The sequence below is a fragment of the Aurantimicrobium photophilum genome (assembly GCF_003194085.1).
Lineage (GTDB): Bacteria > Actinomycetota > Actinomycetes > Actinomycetales > Microbacteriaceae > Aurantimicrobium > Aurantimicrobium photophilum.
This window is the reverse complement of the sequence record NZ_CP023994.1, coordinates 495,931-518,140: the sequence shown is the minus strand read 5'-3', so window position 1 is coordinate 518,140 and position 22,210 is coordinate 495,931. Positions and strand designations below refer to the sequence as shown.

At 55.1% G+C, this 22,210-nt stretch carries 20 protein-coding genes; 2 read left to right on the top strand and 18 right to left on the bottom strand.

What is annotated here, in order from left to right:
- Window positions 1-5 precede the first annotated feature (5 nt).
- The 11 genes from AURMO_RS02645 to AURMO_RS02600 form a co-directional block, all read right to left on the bottom strand.
- Window positions 6-1,235 carry a hypothetical protein gene (locus AURMO_RS02645; RefSeq protein ID WP_110233026.1) on the bottom strand — a complete coding sequence of 410 codons (1,230 nt, stop codon included), beginning with the start codon at window positions 1,233-1,235 and terminating at the stop codon, window positions 6-8.
- A 38-nt stretch (window positions 1,236-1,273) separates the two neighbouring features.
- Window positions 1,274-2,110: a glycosyltransferase family 2 protein gene (locus tag AURMO_RS02640; protein WP_110234848.1), complete on the bottom strand. Its 837-nt coding sequence runs from the start codon at window positions 2,108-2,110 to the stop codon at window positions 1,274-1,276.
- Window positions 2,111-2,159: 49 nt separating this feature from the next.
- Window positions 2,160-2,957, bottom strand: a complete 798-nt coding sequence (locus AURMO_RS02635; protein ID WP_110233025.1) for a CDP-alcohol phosphatidyltransferase family protein — start codon at window positions 2,955-2,957, stop codon at window positions 2,160-2,162.
- 3 nt (window positions 2,958-2,960) lie between these two features.
- Window positions 2,961-3,980, bottom strand: a complete 1,020-nt coding sequence (locus AURMO_RS02630) for a glycosyltransferase family 2 protein (protein WP_110233024.1) — start codon at window positions 3,978-3,980, stop codon at window positions 2,961-2,963.
- A gap of 57 nt (window positions 3,981-4,037) precedes the next feature.
- On the bottom strand, window positions 4,038-5,366 hold the full coding sequence (locus AURMO_RS02625; protein ID WP_110233023.1) for a S1C family serine protease: 1,329 nt from the start codon (window positions 5,364-5,366) through the stop codon (window positions 4,038-4,040).
- Between the two features lie 111 nt (window positions 5,367-5,477).
- Window positions 5,478-6,224 carry a DNA alkylation repair protein gene (locus AURMO_RS02620; protein WP_204163635.1) on the bottom strand — a complete coding sequence of 249 codons (747 nt, stop codon included), beginning with the start codon at window positions 6,222-6,224 and terminating at the stop codon, window positions 5,478-5,480.
- Between the two features lie 23 nt (window positions 6,225-6,247).
- On the bottom strand, window positions 6,248-6,658 hold the full coding sequence (locus tag AURMO_RS02615) for a hypothetical protein (RefSeq protein ID WP_162532653.1): 411 nt from the start codon (window positions 6,656-6,658) through the stop codon (window positions 6,248-6,250).
- Window positions 6,659-7,077: 419 nt separating this feature from the next.
- Entirely contained in the window at window positions 7,078-7,608 is a 531-nt protein-coding gene (locus AURMO_RS08900) for a hypothetical protein (RefSeq protein WP_162532652.1), read from the bottom strand.
- Between the two features lie 110 nt (window positions 7,609-7,718).
- On the bottom strand, window positions 7,719-9,215 hold the full coding sequence (locus AURMO_RS02610) for an NCS2 family permease (protein WP_275425172.1): 1,497 nt from the start codon (window positions 9,213-9,215) through the stop codon (window positions 7,719-7,721).
- Window positions 9,216-9,407: 192 nt separating this feature from the next.
- Window positions 9,408-9,665 carry a hypothetical protein gene (locus tag AURMO_RS02605; protein WP_110233020.1) on the bottom strand — a complete coding sequence of 86 codons (258 nt, stop codon included), beginning with the start codon at window positions 9,663-9,665 and terminating at the stop codon, window positions 9,408-9,410.
- Complete coding sequence (locus AURMO_RS02600) at window positions 9,665-10,918, bottom strand: inorganic phosphate transporter (protein WP_110233019.1); 1,254 nt, start codon at window positions 10,916-10,918, stop codon at window positions 9,665-9,667. Before AURMO_RS02600 ends, AURMO_RS02605 begins: the two co-directional genes overlap by 1 nt.
- Before the next feature lie 212 nt (window positions 10,919-11,130).
- Here AURMO_RS02600 and AURMO_RS02595 point away from each other — a divergent pair, with 212 nt between their 5' ends.
- Window positions 11,131-12,024, top strand: coding sequence for an alpha/beta fold hydrolase (locus tag AURMO_RS02595; RefSeq protein WP_110233018.1), 894 nt, complete (start codon window positions 11,131-11,133; stop codon window positions 12,022-12,024).
- 3 nt (window positions 12,025-12,027) lie between these two features.
- On the opposite strand, the gene AURMO_RS02590 is transcribed toward AURMO_RS02595, so the two are convergent.
- From AURMO_RS02590 to AURMO_RS02560, 7 genes are all read right to left on the bottom strand, one after another.
- A complete protein-coding gene (locus AURMO_RS02590; RefSeq protein ID WP_110233017.1) occupies window positions 12,028-12,759 on the bottom strand; it encodes a ZIP family metal transporter in 732 nt (243 codons plus the stop codon).
- Window positions 12,760-12,768: 9 nt separating this feature from the next.
- Window positions 12,769-14,886 carry a DEAD/DEAH box helicase gene (locus tag AURMO_RS02585; RefSeq protein ID WP_110233016.1) on the bottom strand — a complete coding sequence of 706 codons (2,118 nt, stop codon included), beginning with the start codon at window positions 14,884-14,886 and terminating at the stop codon, window positions 12,769-12,771.
- A gap of 150 nt (window positions 14,887-15,036) precedes the next feature.
- Window positions 15,037-15,393, bottom strand: a complete 357-nt coding sequence (locus tag AURMO_RS02580) for a hypothetical protein (protein WP_110233015.1) — start codon at window positions 15,391-15,393, stop codon at window positions 15,037-15,039.
- Between the two features lie 9 nt (window positions 15,394-15,402).
- Window positions 15,403-16,497, bottom strand: coding sequence for a fatty acid desaturase family protein (locus AURMO_RS02575; RefSeq protein WP_110233014.1), 1,095 nt, complete (start codon window positions 16,495-16,497; stop codon window positions 15,403-15,405).
- Between the two features lie 71 nt (window positions 16,498-16,568).
- Entirely contained in the window at window positions 16,569-18,800 is a 2,232-nt protein-coding gene (locus AURMO_RS02570) for a heavy metal translocating P-type ATPase (RefSeq protein ID WP_110233013.1), read from the bottom strand.
- A gap of 108 nt (window positions 18,801-18,908) precedes the next feature.
- A complete protein-coding gene (locus AURMO_RS02565; protein WP_110233012.1) occupies window positions 18,909-19,418 on the bottom strand; it encodes a hypothetical protein in 510 nt (169 codons plus the stop codon).
- 105 nt (window positions 19,419-19,523) lie between these two features.
- Window positions 19,524-21,014: an SDR family oxidoreductase gene (locus AURMO_RS02560; RefSeq protein WP_110233011.1), complete on the bottom strand. Its 1,491-nt coding sequence runs from the start codon at window positions 21,012-21,014 to the stop codon at window positions 19,524-19,526.
- A gap of 52 nt (window positions 21,015-21,066) precedes the next feature.
- On the opposite strand from AURMO_RS02560, the gene AURMO_RS02555 reads away from it, so the two are divergent.
- A complete protein-coding gene (locus AURMO_RS02555) occupies window positions 21,067-22,059 on the top strand; it encodes an excalibur calcium-binding domain-containing protein (protein ID WP_162532651.1) in 993 nt (330 codons plus the stop codon).
- Window positions 22,060-22,210: the final 151 nt, after the last annotated feature.

The window sequence follows — 22,210 nt, the reverse complement described above, 5'->3', positions numbered from 1 at the left end:
GAGGATCAGTCAGCAGCGTGAAGTGCGGCGTTCTTGTCCCACTCATCCATCAAGTGCTGGATGGCAGCATGGAAGCGCTGGGTGGGAACACCAGGGGTGATATCTCCGAAGTAGTGCTTGCACCATCTTGATAGGCGTGCCTGTGCTTCAGGATCGTGTTCGATTGCGTCTATTTGAGCCACGATTTCGCCAGCCTTGTCTGCATAGAGCCATTCACAGTCACTGAGATAGCCACACTCGTCGATCTCTGCCTCAGGATTGACCGGGCGAGTAATGATCAGGGGCTTCCCTGCAGCGAGACGGTCATAAACCATGGCCGAGATATCCACGATCGCCATATCTGCCACCGAGAGCTGCCAGCCCAACTCTGCACCCTCATCCACGATGTGCTTGGCCGAAGGATCGTGCGCATTTGCTCGGCGTAACAACGCTTTGATTTGGTCATTGGCCTGACCATAATCGAAGTCAACTGCACCACTTCGAGGGTGCGGGCGATAAATCACGCGGTGACGCCCGGTTGCAATGAGTGCTTCAACGAGTGTGAGTCCGTGGGTCTCCACCGAGCCATAGGCCGCTGCTGGTCGGTCTCCCTCCCAGGTGGGGGCATACAGGACCACTTCCCGGTCATCTGGTTCAAAGGGAACTGTTCCGGTGTAGTGGTCCGCCTGGGGGCGACCGATAGGAATTGCCCGCTTCTCAAAGTCGTAATCCCAGAGCACTCGGCCTAGGCGTTCACGAGCCGCGTCTCCGGCAATCAGGCTGTAGTCATACGCCTTGAACTGGTTAGTGGTCATGTACATCTTGTCGGATTCACCGTGGTTGATAAACACGTGCCAACGCTGGCCGTATCTAAACATTTGGAAGTTTCGAGCATTCTGGTTGACATACAGAATGACGTGAAGATCTTGATCAGCGATGAACTCTTCCAAATCCACCACCGTGCGCACATACGCCACGGGAACGGGGGATTCATCGAGCAGTTTGAGAGCACCCAACGTGTTGCGGCTCAGGATGACAACAGGCCAGGTCTTCGAAAGCTCTTCGAGTGGTTTGTACCACTGGCGCACTTGGTAGAGGTTGACTTCACCATCAGCAAAGTAGACGCCTACTTTGAAGTTGTGCCCTGGAAGAGGGTGCTCAGCTAATTTGCGGGCAAGTTCTTTGCGGCGCAGACGACCCTGCAAGGCCTTCGAGAGAAGGCTGGTTGCCGAACGTGCATCTTGAATCAAACCCATGAAATTAGCCTAACTTGCGAAGAATGAGTCGAAGACGACTACAGAATCGGGAAACGACCAGCCTTGGTCATGCGATAAACCGTGAGCCATCTCATGGCCACGCGACCGCCAGGGTTTTCTCGCCAACCCTCTAACCAACCGGAGAACCAGGAGCCAAGTCCTGCACCTCTATTGCGGACGGAGCGCACAAGTTGAACTCCTGTCCACGAGAGCACATAAAACGGAATCAAGATCAGTGGCAGGTTTCGCTTGGCCAACCAGACACGATTGCGTGCATTGAGACGGTAATACGTCGCATGACGTGTGGGCGTCGTAACAGGGTGGTGAACCACCATGTCCCCTGCATACCAGACGGTTTTGCCTGCATTCCAGACGCGCCAAGCCAGCTCAATGCCTTCATGAGCATAGAAGTAGGGATCTCCCCAGCCACCGATGTCTTCAAAAACGCGGGTAGGCATCAAAACAGCGGCTTCTAGCACGGAGAAGACATAGCTCGAAACAGTTGCCTCACCCTTGCGCAGGCGGGGAATCCAGCGACGTGGGGTTTCTTTCCCGCTGGGATCGGTAATGCGGGGCTGTATCAGACCAAGTGAAGAATCAGCTTCGAGCTTCTTGATTCCCTCTGCGAGAAAGAGCGGATCTGCTAGCTCTGCATCGTCATCGAGGAAGAATATGTATTCCCCTGAGACCCTGGCAGCACCAGCATTGCGGCCGGCGGGGATGCCAAGATTCTCTTCCAGGTGAAGACCGCGAACCCCGGCAGGTAAAAACTCGGGACGCCAGCCATTCCCCACGACAACAATGTCGAGAATGACAAGCTGCTGCGCCAGCACACTCCTGATCGCACGAGTCAGTTCTTCAGGTCGCTGTCCCATGGTGAGCACGACGACGCCCACTCGAGGTCGAACGCCGAATTCAGTGGAACTAAGCAGCCCGGACACGTGAGCTCGTCATGATCGCAACAAAGTGACCAATGATGGCTAGGACGGACAACGGCAGCAACACGGCAACAAGGACCTGGCTGATCTGAAGTTCTCCTACTGCCAGACCAATGACTGCCGCGACAAAAGCGATGATGGTCAGCTCCACCGAGTGATAAATACGGTGGAAGGGAACGAAGCGAGCCAAGCGACGCAGTTTGGCAACCATGCCGGGGCGTGGCGCGTTCGCTCCCTTGGCATCTGCCAACTTGGGCAAATCAGACATGGCACGTGCGACACGAACAAGATCGTTGAGAACCTTGTTCAAAATGATCACGATGGCCAGGAATGCACCGAGGGCAACCCACATCCAGTCAATGGGTCGTGAATTGTCGGCAAAACCGGCAGCACGCAGACCCAGAGCAAGAGGAATTAATGCTTCGGTTGTGTAGTGACCTACGGCATCGAGGAAGTGCCCGGCAGGGCTCTTCGTTTTGCGCCAGCGGGCAACTTCTCCATCGCAGCAGTCGATGAGCATTTGCAGCTGCCCCAAAATCAGAGCAAGAACAGGGCCCCAGATGCCGGGGATGAGCAAGGCAGCTGCAGTTGCCCAGCCGGTGAGAATCATGATCCCGGTCACACCATTGGCCGAGATAGGGGTTTTGAGCAATACCCAGGTGACATAGGGAGAAAGATCACGCAGGTAGAGGTGAGCTACCCAGTGTTCTGCGTTGGCGCGGGTGCGCACCTCAGGTGGCTGGGTTACTTCACGCAGTTGAGCGAGAGAGGTGGGTTTCTCCACGTCTTACCTTCCGCTCTTGCCAGCAATGTTTGAGGTGAGTCTGGTGTAACTCATGATGAAACCTACACCCCATGCGAAGTGAATACAGGGAAGGACGAGAGGAAACCACCCGAGTCCCTTGGCGCCCATGCCGCGACCATAAACCACGGTCGACACCAGAACGAATGCCACATACACAGCAGGAACAACCCACCCGAGAGTGAATCCCAGCACACCGGCAAGAATTCCGAGTGCGGTCGCCACCACCATCATGGGCGGCACGAAGTAACGCAGACCACTACCAAAGCGACGAGAGAGTTCTCCTCGCCAAAGACCAGTGGAATACATCTGCTTCACAAGTGCTTTCACTGAGGTGCGTGGACGGTAAACAACCTTGAGCTTGGGAGTGAACCAGACCAGTCCGCCAGCGTCACGAATGCGTCGGTTGAGTTCCCAGTCCTGTCCGCGACGAATCTCTTCGTTGAACATGCCGACCTTGAGAAGGCTCTCACGGTTGAAGACACCGAGATAGACAGTGTCCACAGGGCCTTCCTTGCCTCCCACGTGGAAGGGAGTTCCACCCAAGCCCACCTTGGTGTCATATGCCCGAGCAACGGCGCGCTCAAAAGGTGTGGTTCCTTGGGCATCCATGATGCCACCCACGTTGTCTGCTTGGGTGCGTAGAAGCGTCTCCACAGCAATACTGGCGTAGTCCTTGGGCAGCACAGAGTGGGCATCCACGCGGATGACAATGGGAAAGCTCGATGCCATGATGGCTAAGTTCATTCCCACCGGCGTTGCCGCAGCAGGGTTGTCGACGGAGTGAATCCGAGGATCCTCGGCACACATCTGTGCAACTAAATCATTTGTGCCGTCCGTACTCGGCCCCAGTGCCAGAGTGACTTCCATGGGGCCGGCATAGTCCTGCTCCAGCAAGCTCGCCACCGCAGCACGAATGTGAGTGACCTCGTTGAGGACAGGCATCACATAAGAGACGCCGGGTAAGGGCGTTGCTGGAATTGGCGCAGAGCCGAGAGCAGACATGGGGTCCTTGAGTAGAAGGCCGAGTTCTAGGTTACCAAGAACAGGCCCTTTCCCCCGTTACTTGAGGGTGCCGAGCTGAACCTTGATTGTCTGCTGCTTACCGTCGCGATTGACCACAACTGTTGCTTCAGAACCACCAGCTGCGGTGCGAACCTGAGCGGTGAGGTCATTGGCATCTGTGATGCGAACACCATTGAACCGAACCACGATGTCGCCATCCTTGATACCAGCTTGAGCGGCAGCGCCACCCTCAACAGCCTTCTCGATGTAGGCACCAACTGCAGTGCTGCCATCCTTTGATGCCGCATCAGATACCTGGGCACCCAAGAGACCATGTGAAGCCTTCTGGTTTTCGATCAGCTCAGCCGAGACACGCTTGGCCAGGTTGGAAGGGAGGGCAAAGCCCACACCAATGCTTCCGGACTGTCCGTCGGAGGATCCAGCACTGGCAATCGCCACGTTGATACCGATCAAGCGACCCTTCGAGTCCAGGAGCGCTCCACCAGAGTTACCAGGGTTGATAGCGGCGTCTGTCTGGATGACAGGGATAGAAATCGAGGCGCTCTGAGATTGAGTCTGTGTTTGACCTTGACCAAAGTCGAAGTTGAACGGGTTGGAGCTATCTCCACTGCCAGAGTCTGAGTCAGAGCCCGATGAGTCTGGCACAGCAGAGCTTGCAACCTGAATGGATCGATTGAGTGCTGAAACGATACCGGTGGTGACCGTTCCGGCAAGTCCGAGCGGTGCACCCATCGCGATGGTGAGGTCTCCCACGTTGAGTTTGCTGGAGTCAGCCCATTCGATGGGCGTGAAGACTCCCTCTCCCTCAATCTTGAGCACAGCCATATCTACTGTTGGGTCTGTTCCCACGATGGATGCGGGGTAAATGTTCCCGTCATTGTCCTGGACAGTGATCGTGGCGTTGCTATCTGCACCATCCAGAGTTACGACGTGGTTATTGGTGAGGACATAGCCTTCTTTGTTCAAGATCACACCTGAACCTGAGCCACCTCCGGCAGCACCTGTCACAGAAATGGTGACGACGCTGGGCGAAGCTTTCGCCGCAACCGCAGTTACGGTTGAGACTTCTTCGGTGTTGTTGATGGTGATGCCCTGAACATTGCTGGAAGCAGAGTTGTTTGCGTTCTGTCCACCCATGACGGTGGCAACACCAGCACCTGCGATACCGCCAACCAGTGCGGCAGCAACAGCCACGGCAACCAGTGGGGCAACCTTGTTCTGCTTGCGCTCCTGAACAGCAGCGGGACCAACGAAGGTTTCGGGAACTTCCTGCTCTGCAACGGGAGGTGTTGCAGGTGGTGGAGTGGACTCACCCACGGGTGGGAAGTAGTACTCGGGAATTCCTTTGTCGTTGTTCTCAACCATTCGAGAAGCTCCTTTCAAGCACCTTTAGCTTTCCAAATGAATCTATGTGAATGCTATGAGAAGGCTGAACGTTATCTGAGTGTTTTCTCATAGGGCTAAAAGAGTGCCTGTTCAGGCTAACAGCGACTTCTGCTTCAGATAGTGGTCCCGTTCAGGCTTGTCTAAATGTTCAATCGCGTATCGCAACATAGTGCGGGGCATTGTTGCCGAATACGTATCTAAGAACCCTCGTAGTACAGCGATGTCTTGATCCCCCACCACGCGGAGCATCCAGCCAGTGGCCTTGTGAATGAGGTCATGTGTGTCTGTCATGAGTAGCTCACATAGCTCAAGTGTGGGTTGATAAATACCTGCACGAATCAACGCCGCTGTGAGCATCACAGCTGTCCGGCGTTCCCACAGATCTTCCGACTGAGCAAGAGCAAGAAGGAGATCACTGTAGTCAGGCATCTCCAGGAGATAAGCGCCGATATAGGGAGCAGAAGAATCTACGAGGTCCCAGTTATTGACGTGACCACTGGAGACCAGCATCAACAAGATCTCGAACAGCTCTGCCCGCTGCTGAACTGTCTTGGCGCGTGTGAACTGACTCGTGAGAATCAGCAACGCACTCAAACGGTGTTCATGAACAGTTGATTGAGCCAACTCCACAATCTCGGGAGTACTCAAGTCTTTGAATTGGCGAACAACGGTTCTCGTGACAGGAACACGTATACCGATAAAGACATCGCCCTCGCCGTACTCTCCAGGACCTGTTTTGAAGTAACGCTGAGAATGCGCAGCAATCACTGGATTGCCCAGCGCATTCAATGTGTTCATCACCTCAACAACGCGAGGAGAGGTGGTCTGATTAGTCACCCTCCCACGCTAGCCGAAGTGACTTAGTTGCAGCTCTGACTACTTCGAGATTTATTACAGTCCCTAGCCGCCAACACAGTGTCAGCACCTTCCACAATCACCACCGTCGTGGTCGCAGAACTCGAGACTTCTCCTGAAACTGGGATCCACGCTCCCCCGCCCACGCGGTATTCCACGCCATAGCGAACAGAAACAGAAGTGGTGAAACTTCCTTCACTGGCATAGATGTGACTTGTTGGAGTGGCAGAGAACTCGCGTAATCCAAGAGCATCCCACCGTGCTCCAGAAACAGCAGTTGATTGAGTACCTCCATCACCGTAGTTCCAGTCATATGCATGCGGGGTAAAGCGAACCTCTGCAGATTGGCCAAACAACGAACCGCCCACCACATGGGTTGATGCTCCGGCAATAAAGTTCGTGTTCAAATTCACCACGGTCCAGCCCCGAGGCTGTGAGGTGAGAGATGCCGACCGAGGAACGAAATTGGCCAGATCCGTCAAAGTAACCGGGGCGTAGTTCACTGGTGCTGGGGCTGGCGGAGCGGGCGTTCTGCGGCAACTAGCAATCGTTGATTGCCGAGCCAAACAATTGAATGCAATCGTCCCTGTTGCGTAATAAGGCGTGGGTTTAGTTGAGCGAGTTCCACCACCACTTCGACCTGCAGGCACGACTACAGAAGACGAACCACCAGGAGTAGTTGATCGAGCCCAGACATCTACGGAGTTATTGGAAGTTTGGGCACCAGTGCACAGGCCAATTCGCTGATCAGCTGAACTACATGAGGTTGCAGCAATTGCTTGATTGGGAAATGAAAACACAATTGAAAGTGCTACGAAAGACGTGCCCAAAATACTCAGCAGAAGTTTGTTCCGGTCCACGTTTCACTTCCGGAAATAACTAGAGTGCCATTTTTTGATTCAAAGGTTACAAATAATGGCCACCGGTCTTCCCTCGATGAAGGAGTCACGTCAATTCCTGAGGAATCAAGTACCCGACTTTGTGAACTATCCAGGCAAAGATAGGCGGAAACATTCTCGGAATCAGAACTGGCTATATGTAAAGAATCAAAAGACATCTGGCCGGAGGAATGTATGTCTTTGGTTACATAATTTTGAAATGAAGAAACTTCAGTTTGATATTGATCACTACTCAACAACCCCTTCAATCTCTCTGGATTAGCTCCACCGTCTCTCGCTATCTGGTCTGAGACCTCGAGATAGTTTGCATAGGCGGCTTCTGCTGCAGCTAAGGCCTCTGCATCCGTGGCAAAGAGGGGCTTCTGCTCAGGTGCAGCTGTCGTTTCTTGGGGAGTAGGTGTTTGAGCCGAACAGCCCGCCAGAGCAACGGCTATCAGCGGGATGGCAATGAGAGGTTTCGCACGCATGTGAGGAAACCTACTCAATATGCGTGGAGTGGTTCCTGAGTTATCCACATCCACTTAAACGACAAGCGGGAGAGCCCGAAGGCACTCCCGCTTGTGCGAGTGGTTCTTTACTAGCCGCCGAGAGCAGCAGTAAGAGGTGCTGATACGAAGTAGAGCACGAATCCAGCTGCAACAATCCAGAGGATGGGGTGAATTTCCTTACCCTTACCTGCGAATGCGCGGATGACTACCCAGGTGATGAAGCCGATACCGATACCGTTTGCGATCGAGTAGGTGAAAGGCATCATGATGATGGTCAGGAAGGCAGGGAACGAGATGCTCCAGTCCTTCCAGTCGATGTCAACAACCTGAGACATCATGAGTGCACCCACGATGACCAGTGCCGAAGCACCAACCTCGATGGGGACTACAGAGGTCAAAGGTGCGAAGAACATTGCAACCAGGAACAGAACACCGGTAACGATGTTGGCCAGACCGGTACGTGCACCACCGGCGATACCGGAAGCAGACTCGATGTAGACGGTGTTGGATGAGGTCGAGGTGAAACCACCAACAACAGCACCAGCACCTTCAACAACCAGTGCGGACTTCAGACGTGGGAAGTTACCGTCCTTATCAGCAAGGCCAGCCTGCTTGGACAGACCGGTCATGGTGCCCATTGCGTCGAAGAAGTTCGAGAACACGAGGGTGAACACGAGCATGATTGCTGCGAGAGCACCGATGCGCTCGAAGGAACCGAAGAGGCTTACTTCACCGATGGTGGAGAAGTCAGGCACAGCAAAGATGCTGGTAGGCAGACCAGGAATGGTGGTGTCCCAACCGAAGGGGGTCACGAACTCACCGTTGACGAACTTGCCGCCTACGGGGAAGAGTGCTTCCGCAATGATGGCGATAACGGTGGTCGAGACCAGACCGATCAAGATTGCTGCACGAATGCGCAGCGCCATCAGAACACCGATGGTGAGAACACCAATGATGAAGATGGTGGTGGGGAGACCAATTCCGTGGTCGGTGCCAACACCGAGTCCAACAGGAACAGGACCAACGTCAGTGCGACGAACAAGGCCACCGTCAACAAGACCGATGAATGCAATGAAGAGACCAATACCCACGGTGATCGCGGTCTTCAGCGCAGCAGGAACTGCGGTGAAGATCATGGTGCGAAGACCAGTGACCGCGAGGATGAGGATGATGATTCCGTCGATGACGACGAGGCCCATGGCCTCCTGCCAGGTGACGTCCTTGACCAGTGTTACGGCGAGGAATGAGTTGATACCCAGACCAGCTGCAATTGCGAATGGCAGACGTGCAACGAAACCGAATGCGATGGTCATCAGACCTGCAGCAAGTGCAGTTGCCGAAGCAATTGCCTGTGGTGCAAATTCGAATGCGTCAGCTGCACCGCCGCCGATAACGTTGCCGTTTACGTCGGGGCTGAAAGCCAAGATGATGGGGTTCAAGATGATGATGTAAACCATCGTCATGAAGATGACGAGACCGCCACGGAACTCCGTACCAATGGTGGAACCACGCTTGGTAATTTCGAAGTAGCGATCGAGTGTTGCTGCGAAGCCAGACTTGGGCTTCTCGGTGGTCGACGACGACAAACCGATCTCCTTTTTGAGTAGGGGTAAGGGAACTACGTTGTTGAGACTACCGCGCCTGAGAGTTTGCCTAGAGTTTTTCGTCGGAAAGTCTTAACCACTACTTGAAGTGAATTTTCTGCTATTACACCACCACATATGGGGTTAAGCGACAGAACCCCTCACTTTCGTGAGGGGTTCTGCTGGGGGTTCGTCCTACTTGTGGAAGAACGGAATGATCAAGTAGACCTCATACAGAACCGCAATAGCGCAGAGCGTGAAGCAGATGTAGGCAACACTGCGGAAGAAAGATTCCTTGCGCACAGCAGAACCATCACCCTGTGCTGCCTTGGGGGCAAGCAGCTCTGCATCAGTGACGAAACGAACGCCGAGTGAATACAGCGACACGATGACGGCTGCGCCACCAATCGAGGTGAGAACAACGGATAAGAATGCATCCCAAGCGATAGTCATTAGTTCTTGCCCTTCTTGTTCTTCTTAGCTTGCTTGGCGGCCTTTTCGGCAGCCTTCTTTGCAGCGAGCTTGGCGGCCTTCTCTGCACGGCGACGCTGTGCAGGAGTTTCCACGATTTCGCTCGCACCCTCGACCTCAGAGAGGACGTTGGTGTGGGTAACGGCATTGCGCTTGCTTATCTGGAACAACGCGATGATGACACCGGTAACGAGAACTGCGTCAACCAAGATTCCGAAGGGACCCGTTCCTGCAATCCATGCCGCGAACGCTCCAACGATGGCAGCAGCAGGGAGGGTGAGGAACCATGCGCCAACGACGTGGCTTGCCTTGTTCCAGCGGACAGTTCCACCCTTACGGCCCAGGCCTGCACCAATAACAGATCCTGACGCAACCTGAGTTGTCGAGAGAGCAAAACCAAGGTTGGTCGAGGCCAAGATGGTGACACCGGTTGCGGTTTCGGCGGCAAGACCTTGGGCTGGCTTAATTTCAGAAAGCCCAGTTCCCATGGTCTTGATGATGCGCCATCCACCCATGTAGGTGCCGAGTGCAATAGCAAGAGCTGCTGCAATCATGACCCATAGCGGAACGCCACTGTCTTTCCCGAGCACACCAGCGGTGATAAGAACCAACGTGATCACACCCATGGTCTTCTGAGCATCGTTAGTACCGTGCGAAAGCGCAACCAGCGTGGACGAGAAGATCTGTCCGGTGCGGAAGCGTGAACGTCCTGTACCGATTCCAGTACGAGCACGCTCTGCCTGCGAACGCGCAGTAATGATGTAGGCAAGCTTGGTAGCCAGGTAGGCAGCCACACCAGCAATCACAGGGGCGAAGAGGGAAGGAAGGATGACCTTCTCCACAACCTTGATGAAGTTGACCGCATCGAAACCAGCACTAGCGATAGCCGCACCAATCAGTCCACCAAAGAGTGCGTGTGACGAAGAGGAGGGCAATCCCAAGATCCACGTGGTGAGGTTCCACAAGATCGCACCACACAAACCGGCAAAAATCATTTCCACCTTGATGGTGACGTCTTCATTAATGAGATCAACTGAGATGGTCTTTGCCACCGCAGTGGAAAGGAATGCACCTACAAGGTTCAACACCGCTGCAATGAGAACAGCGGTACGAGGCTTGAGCGCACCAGTTGCAATAGGGGTTGCCATTGCGTTTGCGGTGTCATGGAAACCGTTGGTGAAGTCAAAGAAAAGCGCGAGTGCTACAACGAGCACGACGACGAATAGAGGATCCACATGAACCTTTTCTGGATGAAATGAGAAAAATGTCGTCTTTCCTTATGCTCACTGAAAGCGAGCAGATTGGGCAACTGTATCCACGTAAGAGAAATAAACATAAATGTCTACTACACAGTCGAGAACCCTCGATAACTCGTTGAACCTTCGAACTCTTCTACTCTGTGCATTGAACCACAGCGGTGCATGGACTCCCGTCGTAACATGAAGGTATGAGCGCACAGCTACCACCAAACGGCACAGAACTTGAAGCCAATGGAATTTCTCTCGATTTACAAATCCCTGAACGAGCTGTGCGAGGCCACGTTGAGATTGATGGCTATAAACTCGCGACCATCTCGATTGAACCCGTGGGTGAACACGTGGGAACCGCTCTGCTTATTCCTGGCTACACCAGCTCAGCAGACACCTTCAATGGTTTACTACAGCCCCTCTCTGAGCGTGGCTATAAGGTCGTCACTTTCTCTCAGCGCGGTCAGTGCCTGTCGGAAGGGCCTGACGACACAGCTGGCTACGAACTTCCACGTTTAGGCCAGGACATTCACGAAGTCATCCAGAAACTCGGTCTAGGCACTCACGTACATCTCTTGGGCCACAGCTTCGGTGGTGTTGTGTCCATCGAGGCAGTTCTTCAAGACCACTCCCCCTTTGCCAGCTTGACCATGTGGAACAGCGGTCCGCGCAACATGGGTCGAGACCTCCTGGAGCAACGCGCTGGTCTTATAGAGCACGGGCCCCGTGCCTACTTTGTCGGAAACCAGTTGGCAACCGGAAACGATCCCGAAGCAGATCTCAAGGGTGAGCTCAACGTCATTGAGCAGTACTACTACGACCGCCTGATGAGCACGAACCCTGCCCAGCTAGAAGCTGGTATCAACATTTTGATTGATCAAGTTGACCGCACCCTCGAGCTTTCCCGCACAGGCATACCTGTTCTTGTCTCTCATGGTGCCAATGATGATGCCTGGCCTATCGAGATGCAGCGCGTCATGGCAGAGCAGCTCGGTGCCGACTATTGGGTGATCGCCAACGCGGGTCACTCAGCACATGCAGATCGCACTCATGCCTCAGCACAACTGCTCGCCACATTCTGGGACGAGCACTAACTCCTAGGCCAGCTGGTGAATAACAAAGCTCACCAAGAAACCCAAGGTTGCTAGCAACCCCGTGTAGTTGTGTGCTTTGCGGAAGGCATCGGGAATCATGGTGTCGCAAATCATGGCCAGCATGGCGCCCGCCGCGAGTGACGTGATGAACCCGGTGAGCTCCACGGGAGCATCCGCCAAGATGGTGAAACCCAAGAGGCTGGAGATAGCCGCTGCAAGGGCAATGCCGCCCCACAGCAAGAAGACAAAGCGGGGCTTGCGTCCCGCCGCCTTGAGCTCTGCTGTGCTGGAGAGGCCCTCCGGCAAGTTCGAGATGATGACAGCGGTGAGAATAGGGATACTCACTCCCTGCCCGCCGAGCATGGACAAACCCAACACCATGGATTCAGGCACACCGTCGAGGAGTGCACCCACAGCAATACCGGTTCCTGTTCCTGGGCCTTCGGCAGATCCTCGGCGATTACGGGCATCCCGGGCATCGAGCAAAATGTTGACGCCCACATAGACAATGGCGCCCACGGCAAAGCCTGACACGGTGGGTACTAATCCCGATTCCGCCATGGCTTCGCCAACCAGGTCAAAGGCCAGTGCCGAAATCAGCACACCGGCGCCAAAAGCCATGATGCTGGCCACGACACGTGCAGGAACGTTAACGAACCATGCGATGAGTGCGCCCACAAACAGAGCACCACCGGCAAGCAGGCCTGCGCCTGCAGCGGTGAGCCACTCGTTCATGGTTACAGGCTATGCGTACTGCGTAGAGATTGCACGAGTAAGAATGTGAACCAGAGCATCGAGCTGGATGGAATCCTGCGAGCCTGCTTCAATCTCTTCACCCTCGAGTGCACGGGCTGCAAGACCACGCTTGCTGTCTATGAGCTCAGCGATCTTCGCGTCAATGGTCTGGGCGGCAATAATGCGCCATGCCGTAACTGGCATTTCCTGACCAATACGGTGAACACGGTCAATGGCCTGGGTCTGCTCGGCAGAGGTCCAGGACAGTTCCGCCAACACCACGTTGGAAGATGCTTGCAGGTTCAAACCAACACCAGCTGCGGTGAGCGAACAAACCGCAACCTGAACTGACTCGTCCTTATTGAAGGCGTCAATGGCATCCTGGCGAGCAGAGGTGCTCTGGTCACCACGGATGGAGACGGACTTGATGCCCTGGGCGGCAAAGGCGCGCTCTGCGGCGTCCATGACGTCAATGTGCTTAGCGAAGAAGACAACCTTGCCCACCGAACGAGCAAGCTGTGCTGCGTAGTCGGAAGCAAGTCCCGCTTTTGCCTGACCAATCTTGCGAACCATGGTGAAGACGTTCTCTCCGGTCTTCTGGCCCTTGGACTCATCGAGTTCCTGCTGCGCAACCATGCGGATAAGTTCCGTGGTGGAACCACGGAAATTACCGGATACGGTGAAGCGGTTGTAACGCTCGAGCAGGCGCTTAGCCAGCTCTGCTTCGGCAGCCTTGATGGAGTTACCCAGTTCGTCGTCGAGCTCAACGGGAAGATCCACCACGCGCTTGGCAGGAAGATCCTTGGCCACGTCAATCTTGCGGCGACGAACAATACCCATCGACACCACGGTGTCGCGGGCAGAGGCATAGAAGCCTTGATCTGCAGGGGTGAGACCAATAGCCTCCAGCTTGGCGGTGAGTTCAGCCGAAGGCTTCTCGCCGTCAATCCACCCCAGGAACTTCCAGATAGCGCGGAAGTCATCAATGTCGTTGATCAGCGGTGTACCTGTCAGGGCAATACGAAGTGGGTTGTGACCAGGCGTGCGCGCGACGATGCGGTCTGCCAATGCCAGTACGTGCTTGGAGCGCTGCGAGGTGAGGTTCTTGATGAAGTGCGCTTCATCAACAACCATGCCCTTGAAGCCCATCTGGCCAATCCAGGACAGGTGGCGGTCCAGAACTTCGTAATTGACGATGAACACGTCGGCGAAGGCGTCCACGTCCGTACCGTCACCGTGAATGACGGTTGCCTTGCGGCCAGGAATCCAGCGCTCAACTTCACGAGCCCAGTTCATCTTCACCACGTTGGGAACGATGGCCAGAAGAGGGAACGCGTTGGCAACGGATGCTGCAATGAGAGACTGTGCAGTCTTACCCAGACCAGGCTCATCTGCCAGCAGGAAGGTGCGGTGACCTTCGCGCACGCTCTCAATGAAGCGAATCTGGTGTGGCATGAGCTCGCGACCCTGAGGTGAGTAGCGGTCAAACTTGGGAACAGCGGGCATGTTCATGCATGCCGAGCCACCACCAGCACCGGTTTCAAAGGACTTGAACAAAGGACCCAACAGCTCCCAGTTCGACAGGCGCATCACGGGGATAGAACCGGTCGCTGGCTTGCTGAAGTCTGGTTCTAAGAAGGGAGTCGACTTCAGACGTGCCTTGACTGAAAGAGGCAGAACCTGCTTCTCAGCAAGTTCGGGAGCGAACTCCTGAACAGGCTTTGCCTGTTCGGTAGTGATGATGAGGTCTTCAGGGTTGATCTCAGCACCGGATTCAACCAGCCAGTCACGGCGCATTTTTTGCGCCACAGGACTGGTTGCGTGGTCAACTTCAAGAAGCTGAATCAGTGAAGTGTCACGAGCTGCCGTCTTGGCCAGGATGGTGGCAACACCATCAAGACGCTTGAGCTGTTCAGCACGTGAAGCATCTGTCAGTGACGCGTCACCTTTGACGCGTGCACGCTCTTCACGCACGAGGAATGCGATGACCTGGAACTTGGTGCGGTTGGTAGGACCAACCTTCTTGCCGGTCTGAGCTTTTGCCTCCACCTCGCGCACCTTGCGGGCGAGGATAGGAATGAGCCCCGAGTTATCGAGGGTGTTACGACGAGTGCCGGTACGGGCCACTTGGTCTCCATGACTAAAGAAACGATGACATCACAAACAAGCAGTGCTTGTGTCATGCCCCAAACTGCACCTCCCCCAGAAGGTACCTCGCGCATCACGCGTTAGCGCCGGCGACAGTAGAAACGAAGGTTGTGGTGCGGATTTAGTCTACTACTTCGGAGCAGGGGTCTTAATCAGGAATCCTCCGAGGAAGAATACGGCAGCCGCTCCGGTCTGGAGAAGCATCCACCACTGAATTCCCGGAGTGATGCCGTCTGTCAGTCGAACGATGGGATTCCAAAAAATAGCGATCAACAAGAACAGTGGAAGGAAGACCCACTTCTTAGGATCAGCCCACTGCCACGAGAACACCGAAAGGATGGCGGCCAAGATGCTCACCACGAACAAGATGGTGATGTACCAGTCGGAACCGTAGACACCCATACCAATAAACATCGCTGCGACACCTGCAAGTCCAGGCACGATGCCGGGACGAATGAGCTCAGGTTCTGCTTGCTTTTTTGCCATGTAAAAAGTCTAGCGACGACGCATACGGTCGGCTTCAGGACAATCGAACGGATCGCGCGCTGCCAAGCCGACTTTGTTCAGGTAGGCGATGACGATGCCGTAGGAGCGCATCAGCGTGGTCTCTGTGTAAGGAACACCCTCGGTTGCACAGTGCTGCTTCACAATGAGACGTGCCTTGCGCAGGTGTGGGCGAGCCATGCTGGGGAACAAGTGGTGCTCGATCTGGTAGTTCAACCCACCCATAAACGCGGTAGCGCCTGCACCCTTGATGTTGCGAGAGGTCAGCACCTGCTTGGTCATGAAGTCCACGCGGTTCTCTTTAGGAATCATCGGCATGCCCTTGTGGTTAGGGGCAAATGATGCTCCCATGTAGACACCAAAGACAGCGAGTTGAACACCTAAGAAAGCAAAGGCCATACCGAGAGGCAAGAAGAGGAAGATCACGGCAACGTAGGCACTCAATCGCAGAGCAATGAGAGTCAGTTCGACGGCACGACCCTCAAGACGCTCCTTCTGGAACAGAGTCAGGATCGAACGGAAGTGCAGGTTGATTCCCTCGAGGGTGAGCAGTGGGAAGAAGAGATACCCCTGACGCTGGGTAATCCAACGCAGGAAACCCTTCTGCTTGACCGCATCCACTTCCTGAAACGAGACGGTGTCCCACTCGATATCAGGGTCTTTGCCCACGGTGTTGGGGTTGATGTGGTGCTTGGTGTGCTTATTCATCCACCAGGCATAAGAAATACCGACCACGGCGGTAGCCAGAATGCGACCGCTCCAGTCATTGAGCTTTCCCGAGGCAAACACCTGACGGTGGGAGGCTTCGTGGGTAATGAAAGCAAACTGAGTCAGCAAAATACCCAAACCAGCAGCAATCAACAGCTGGAACCAGGAGTCACCGATCAGCACAAACCCGGTAATCAAACCACCCAGAGCGAGAGAAAGCCCTACAAACAAGGTGATGTAGAACGCGGGACGCTTGCGCATCAAGCCAGCTTGGGTCACAGCTTTCATGAGCGCTGCATATGAGCTGGTCAGAGGCTTACGGTTGGGATCTTTCGGCTCTGTTGAGCGGAGAGGACCAAGGGTAGAGCTGAGTGTCATTGTCGCCAATTCTGGATAAGTCAGGTCGACTTCACAGCCGGCGAGGTAGTGCTTATTGCGCTTAATTCAATCTAGCGTGCGAATCTGCGAAGACGCAGTGAATTGAGCACAACGAACAAACTCGAGAATGCCATGGCAGCTCCCGCCAACATGGGGTTCAAGAAACCTAGTGCAGCAAGGGGTATTGCGGCGACGTTATAGGCAAAAGCCCAGAACAGGTTGCCGTGAATAATGCGCAGTGTTTTGCGCGAAAGCTCCAGGGCATCTACTGCCGCGGAGAGGGTGCCACGAACCAAGGTGAGGTCACTTGCTGCAATGGCCACATCGGTTCCGGTTCCCATCGCAATACCAAGGTTTGCCTGAGCCAAGGCAGCGGCGTCGTTGACGCCATCTCCCACCATTGCAACCTGCTTCCCATCAGCCTGCAGAGCCTTGACGACCTCTACCTTGCTTTCGGGACTTGCTCCGGCAATCACGCGAGAGATGCCGACTTTCTGGGCAATCGCGTGAGCAGCTTCTTCATGATCACCGGTGAGCAAAATGGGTTCAAGACCGAGCTCAACGAGTCTGATTATTGCTTCAGCAGAGTCTTCCTTGATGGTGTCTGCCACCGCAATGATCGCGCGAACCTGAGAATCCCAACCCGCGAGAATTGCAGTGGCTCCCCCGGCTCGAGCGGCAACTAGTTGAGTTTCATTTTCTTCCGAGAGCGAGAAACCGTGAGAGTCCATCCACGCTGTCGTGCCCACAGCAATTCTCACTCCCTCAATAACTCCCTGCACGCCCTGCCCGGCAACTGAGCGAAAGTCAGTAACTACAGGAAGCGAAGCCCCCGCATGGTCTGTGACATAGGAGAGGATTGCTCGGGCTATGGGGTGCTCTGAACCAGCTTCCAGTGCGGCAATGCGCAGCAGTGCCGCATCTTCCTCAGCGCCAGTAATGAACACTTCGCTCACACTCATGTGGCCCGTGGTCACTGTTCCGGTCTTGTCGAGAACAACCGTGCGAATGTGTGAAGAGCTCTCAATGGCATCGGGACCAGAAATAATGATGCCCATCTGTGCGGCACGGCCGGTTCCCACCATGAGAGCTACAGGCGTTGCCAACCCCAAAGCACACGGGCATGCAATAACCAAAACAGCGATTGCTGCCGTGAAACCCACGGCAAGAGGCGCTCCAGCTATTGCCCACCCCATAATCGTGACGACCGCAATGCCGATCACAATGGGCACAAACACAGCAGAGATTCGATCTGCAAGCTTTTGTACCGCTGCCTTGTGAAGTTGGGCATCCTCCACGAGTGCAGCAAGTTGGGCAATGCGAGTGTTCTGCCCCACCTGGGTTGCACGAACAACAAGTCGGCCATCCAGGACAATCGTGGAACCAGTGACGCGTGATTCTGCGACCACTTCAACCGGCAAGCTTTCCCCCGTCAATGCGCTCTCATTAACGGCAGCTTGACCTTCCACCACCACACCATCGGTGGCAATGATTTCACCGGGGCGAACTACAAAAAGCTCCCCCACACGAAGTTCAGAAGCAGGAATTCTCTCTTCCACGCCGTCGACAATCCGCGTTGCCTCGGTTGCCTTGAGCTCACCCAGTGCGCGCAGTGCAGCACCTGCACTGCGTTGAGACTTCTCTTCGAGATAGCGTCCGAGCAGGAGGAATGTGGTCACACCGGCAGCAGCTTCGAAATAAATATTGAGGGTGGGGTCTGCCTGCCACGCAAAAAACTCCATGGTGTGGTGCATGTGGGGATCACCGGCAGCACCAAAGAACAGGGCATAGACCGACCAGCCATAGGCAGCGAACGTGCCCATGGTGATGAGCGTGTCCATGGTGAGGGTGCCGTGGCGAAGATTCAAAAAAGTCGCTCGGTGGAAAGGCAAACCGCACCAGAACACCACAGGAGTGGTCAACAGCAAAGAAATCCACTGCCAGTAGGTGAATTGCCAGGCAGGAACCATGCCCAAAACAATGACGGGAACCGAAAGCACAATGGCAATCACCAAACGCTCGAGCAGAGTGACTTTTCCGGCACGGCCGTCGAGAAGAACCTCGTCTTCAACTACTTCGTGGTGAGGAAGTGTGGCGGTGTAACCGATCTTCTCGACCTGTTGCACCAACTGTTCTTCACTAACCGTCGAGGGGTATTCAACCTTTGCGCTGTGCATCGCGAGGTTCACGGCAGCTGTCACACCGGGGAGTTCATTCAAGCTTTTCTCAACCCGGGCAACGCAGCTTGAGCAGGTCATCCCCTCAACACCCAAGACAATTGTCGATGTGGTCTGGTTTACCATAGCAACCTCATTCCTCACTCGACTTAAACGTTGTTTCACTCCAGTGTATTCCCGCTTAACGCATCAATGCCGCCCCGGTTGGGACGACACTGATGGATAAAGAACTACTTAGTTCGTAGTGGTGCTGGGGGTGGTACTAGGTGTAGTGGTGGGGTAACCCTCAGGAATGATGTCGTTACCGTTGGCATCGTGCTTGTGAGGAACGTTGCCCGGCATAGAACCATCAGCCTCGAGTCCACCCTGTGGCGCGCCAGCCATGCCACCCTTAGGGCCGTGACCTGGCTTGCCGTGAGGACCATCGCCATCGCCATCACCATCACCCATGTGACCTTGAGCAGGACCCTGTCCAGCAAGGCCGAGTGCAGGAGCTCCACCGTGACCGATGACGTTCGCGACTGCCATGCCGCCGCCGAATACACCGGCAAGCAGGGCAACGCTGGCTGCCGAGATGCCGATGATGGCTCCGGTACCGAGGCGACGCTTGGATCGAGCATCGGTGATGGGGGTAACTGTTTCTTCAGTTTCCTCTGCTGCAGCTTCGGGGGTGTACTCAGCAGGAGTCTGAGTTGCCTCTGCGTTGTCGAGGTTGTCGTTGTTGTCGTTCTTTGGCATCTGCATGCCTCCTTACGTTCGTTATGAGCTCTGACCTTGTGGCCGGTAATTACACAATGCAGAACGAAGCTATGAGGACACTATGAACGAGTTATGCACCAGCCCAGAGTTTTAAACACTCTGAGTTCGCTTCAGATAACGCTCGTGGGCTGCCTCAGTGATGCGCTTAGCCATGCCATTAAAGATGATGCCGTGGGCGGGAAGAATCGACAGCCAGTACAGGCGCCCACCCAATCCTCGAGGGAAGAAGATGGCCCGCTGAGTGTAGTGAGAGGTGCCATCAGGCAGGGCATCCGCGGTCAGTTCTAACCAGGCCAAGCCCGGAACCTTCATCTCGGCACGAAGCCGGAGGAAGTTGCCATGGTCAATGCGCTCCACGCGCCACCAGTCCACTGCTTCACCCACACGGAGCTTTTCTGGATTGCTGCGACCGCGTCGAAGACCCACGCCGCCAACGAGCTTGTCCGCGAATCCTCGGGCAGCCCACGCAATGGGAAGTGAATACCAGCCATTGTCACCACCAATGCCCTCGATGATGGCCCAAAGGTCCTCAGCAGGGGCATCACAGTCACGTTCCTTGAGATCGAGATAGACCCGGTGACCAGCCCATTCAGGGTCGCTGGGGAGTGGATCACTGGGAGCACCGTCCACGCTGGAGTTTTGCCAGCTGGTTTCTAGATCTCCTTCTTGCATCTTGCCGAGGGCAAGATGCACTGCCGTGCGATAAGGCAACAGTCCTTCGGCAGGTGGAGGAATGATCTCGTCCACGTCATGTTCATTCATCACACAGTCGTGTTGCAGAGAGGCAATGATGGGCACGGCGAGCGCACGAGGAATCGGGGTGACGAGATTTACCCACTGGCTTGCCAGATAGGGAGTTAGAACGGGCAATCGAAGAATGGCCCGTTCTTTCATGCCCGCTTCAACGGCATAGCCATTCATCATTTCCGAGTACTTGAGAACCTCTGGCCCACCGATGTCGAGTGTTCGGTTCACACTCGCTGGGAGATCTGCCGCTTTGATCAGGTAATACATGACGTCTCGCACAGCAATGGGCTGGATAAGGTTTCCGACCCACTTGGGGGCGGTCATCACCGGAAGGACATCCGTGAGGTGGCGAATCATCTCAAAACTGGTGGAACCTGAACCGATGATCACTCCTGCTTGCAGGGCAACAGTGGGAACGCCCGATTCCAGGAGGATTTCGCCCACCTCGGCTCTGGATCGCAGGTGCTTGGAAAGCTCCCCTGTGGCGGGGTGGAGACCACCCAGATAGACGATGCGGGAAAGCTTGTTGGCCTTGGCAGCGACTGCGACGTTTCGGGCACCAATGAGCTCTTTGGTTTCGAAGTCACCCTTTTGTCCCATCGCATGGACGAGGTAGTACAGCACATCGATATCTGCGCAGGCAGTGTTCACGATGTCGGCATCCAGCAGATCGCCTTCGACGATGTCCACCTTAGAACGCCAGGGCACATCTTTGAGCTTGTCGGCATTGCGAACCAGTACTCGGACAGTGAATCCAGCATCGAGCAAGCGTGGAACTAGTCGACCACCGATATAGCCAGTTGCACCTGTGACGAGGGCTCTGCGATTCGACATGACCTGACTCTACGCCTGGAAGCTTGGTAGCTTCTATAGCAGGGAGGGAATGATGCCGACGAAGAAACGTCTGTGGCTTGGTGGCACGATTGCCGTGCTCATTCTCCTGCCGGTGGTTTCTATCGGCTCTGCCTTCAACGCAGTTCAGTCCATGCAAACGGCCGGGACAGTCGAATCCCTCGAGAAAGCGCTTGGTGGAACTGAGACTCCCGTCGATATTGCTCTCCCCACGGAAACACCTGAACCAAGTACTACTGCACCCGCAACCCAGAGTGCTCAACTTGGTTCAAGTAGCGTCTCCACGTTCTTAAGCATGCTGGAACAGCTGCCTACCGACGATGCTCCTGCTTCACACACCGGCTACAACCGTGACTATTTCAACGCCTGGATCGATGCGGATGGTGACGGATGCAATACCCGAGCTGAAGTTCTCATGATGGAATCACAGGCTGCCGTCACTACTCGTGGCTCCTGCACCGTAAGCACAGGTCAATGGACCTCGGCCTATGACGGCGTCACCCTCACCGATGCCGGCGGACTAGATATTGACCACTTTGTTCCCTTGAACGAAGCCTGGGGCTCGGGAGCGTATGGCTGGGACAGTGCCACACGAGTGAGTTTTGGCAATGACCTGGGCTATGACGCCTCCTTACTTGCTGTGACAGCGAGCTCGAACCGCTCCAAGAGCGATAAAGACCCTGCTCAGTGGATGCCTGCTAGTCACGGCTACTTTTGTGATTATGCCGCTACCTGGGTGGCGGTGAAGTGGCGCTGGTCATTGACCGTGGATTCGCTCGAGCGTCTCACGCTGCAGTCCGTTCTCAACGGCTGTTCAAACGTGAACATTACCGTTCCTGAAAAGGCCGCGGTCACTGCAGGGGCAGTAGCCGAAGCGGTGGCTCCGGTCAGTGACGGGGTCCTCGATCCCAACTATGGAACGTGTTCTGTTGCACAAGCTAACGGCGCTGGCCCCTACTACAAAGGTGTTGATCCGGAATATGCCTGGTATCGGGACCGTGACAAAGATGGCGTTGTCTGCGAATAGGGCTTAACAGAACAAGGGCCCGACCACCGAAGTGGTCGAACCCTTGTGCGCTGTGTTTACGCTTACTTTCCGCCGCAGCACGCGCCGCCGCAGCAGCCGCCCTCTTCGCCGCCACCAATGGTTGCGGAAGGGGTCTCAAGCTTGATGTTTG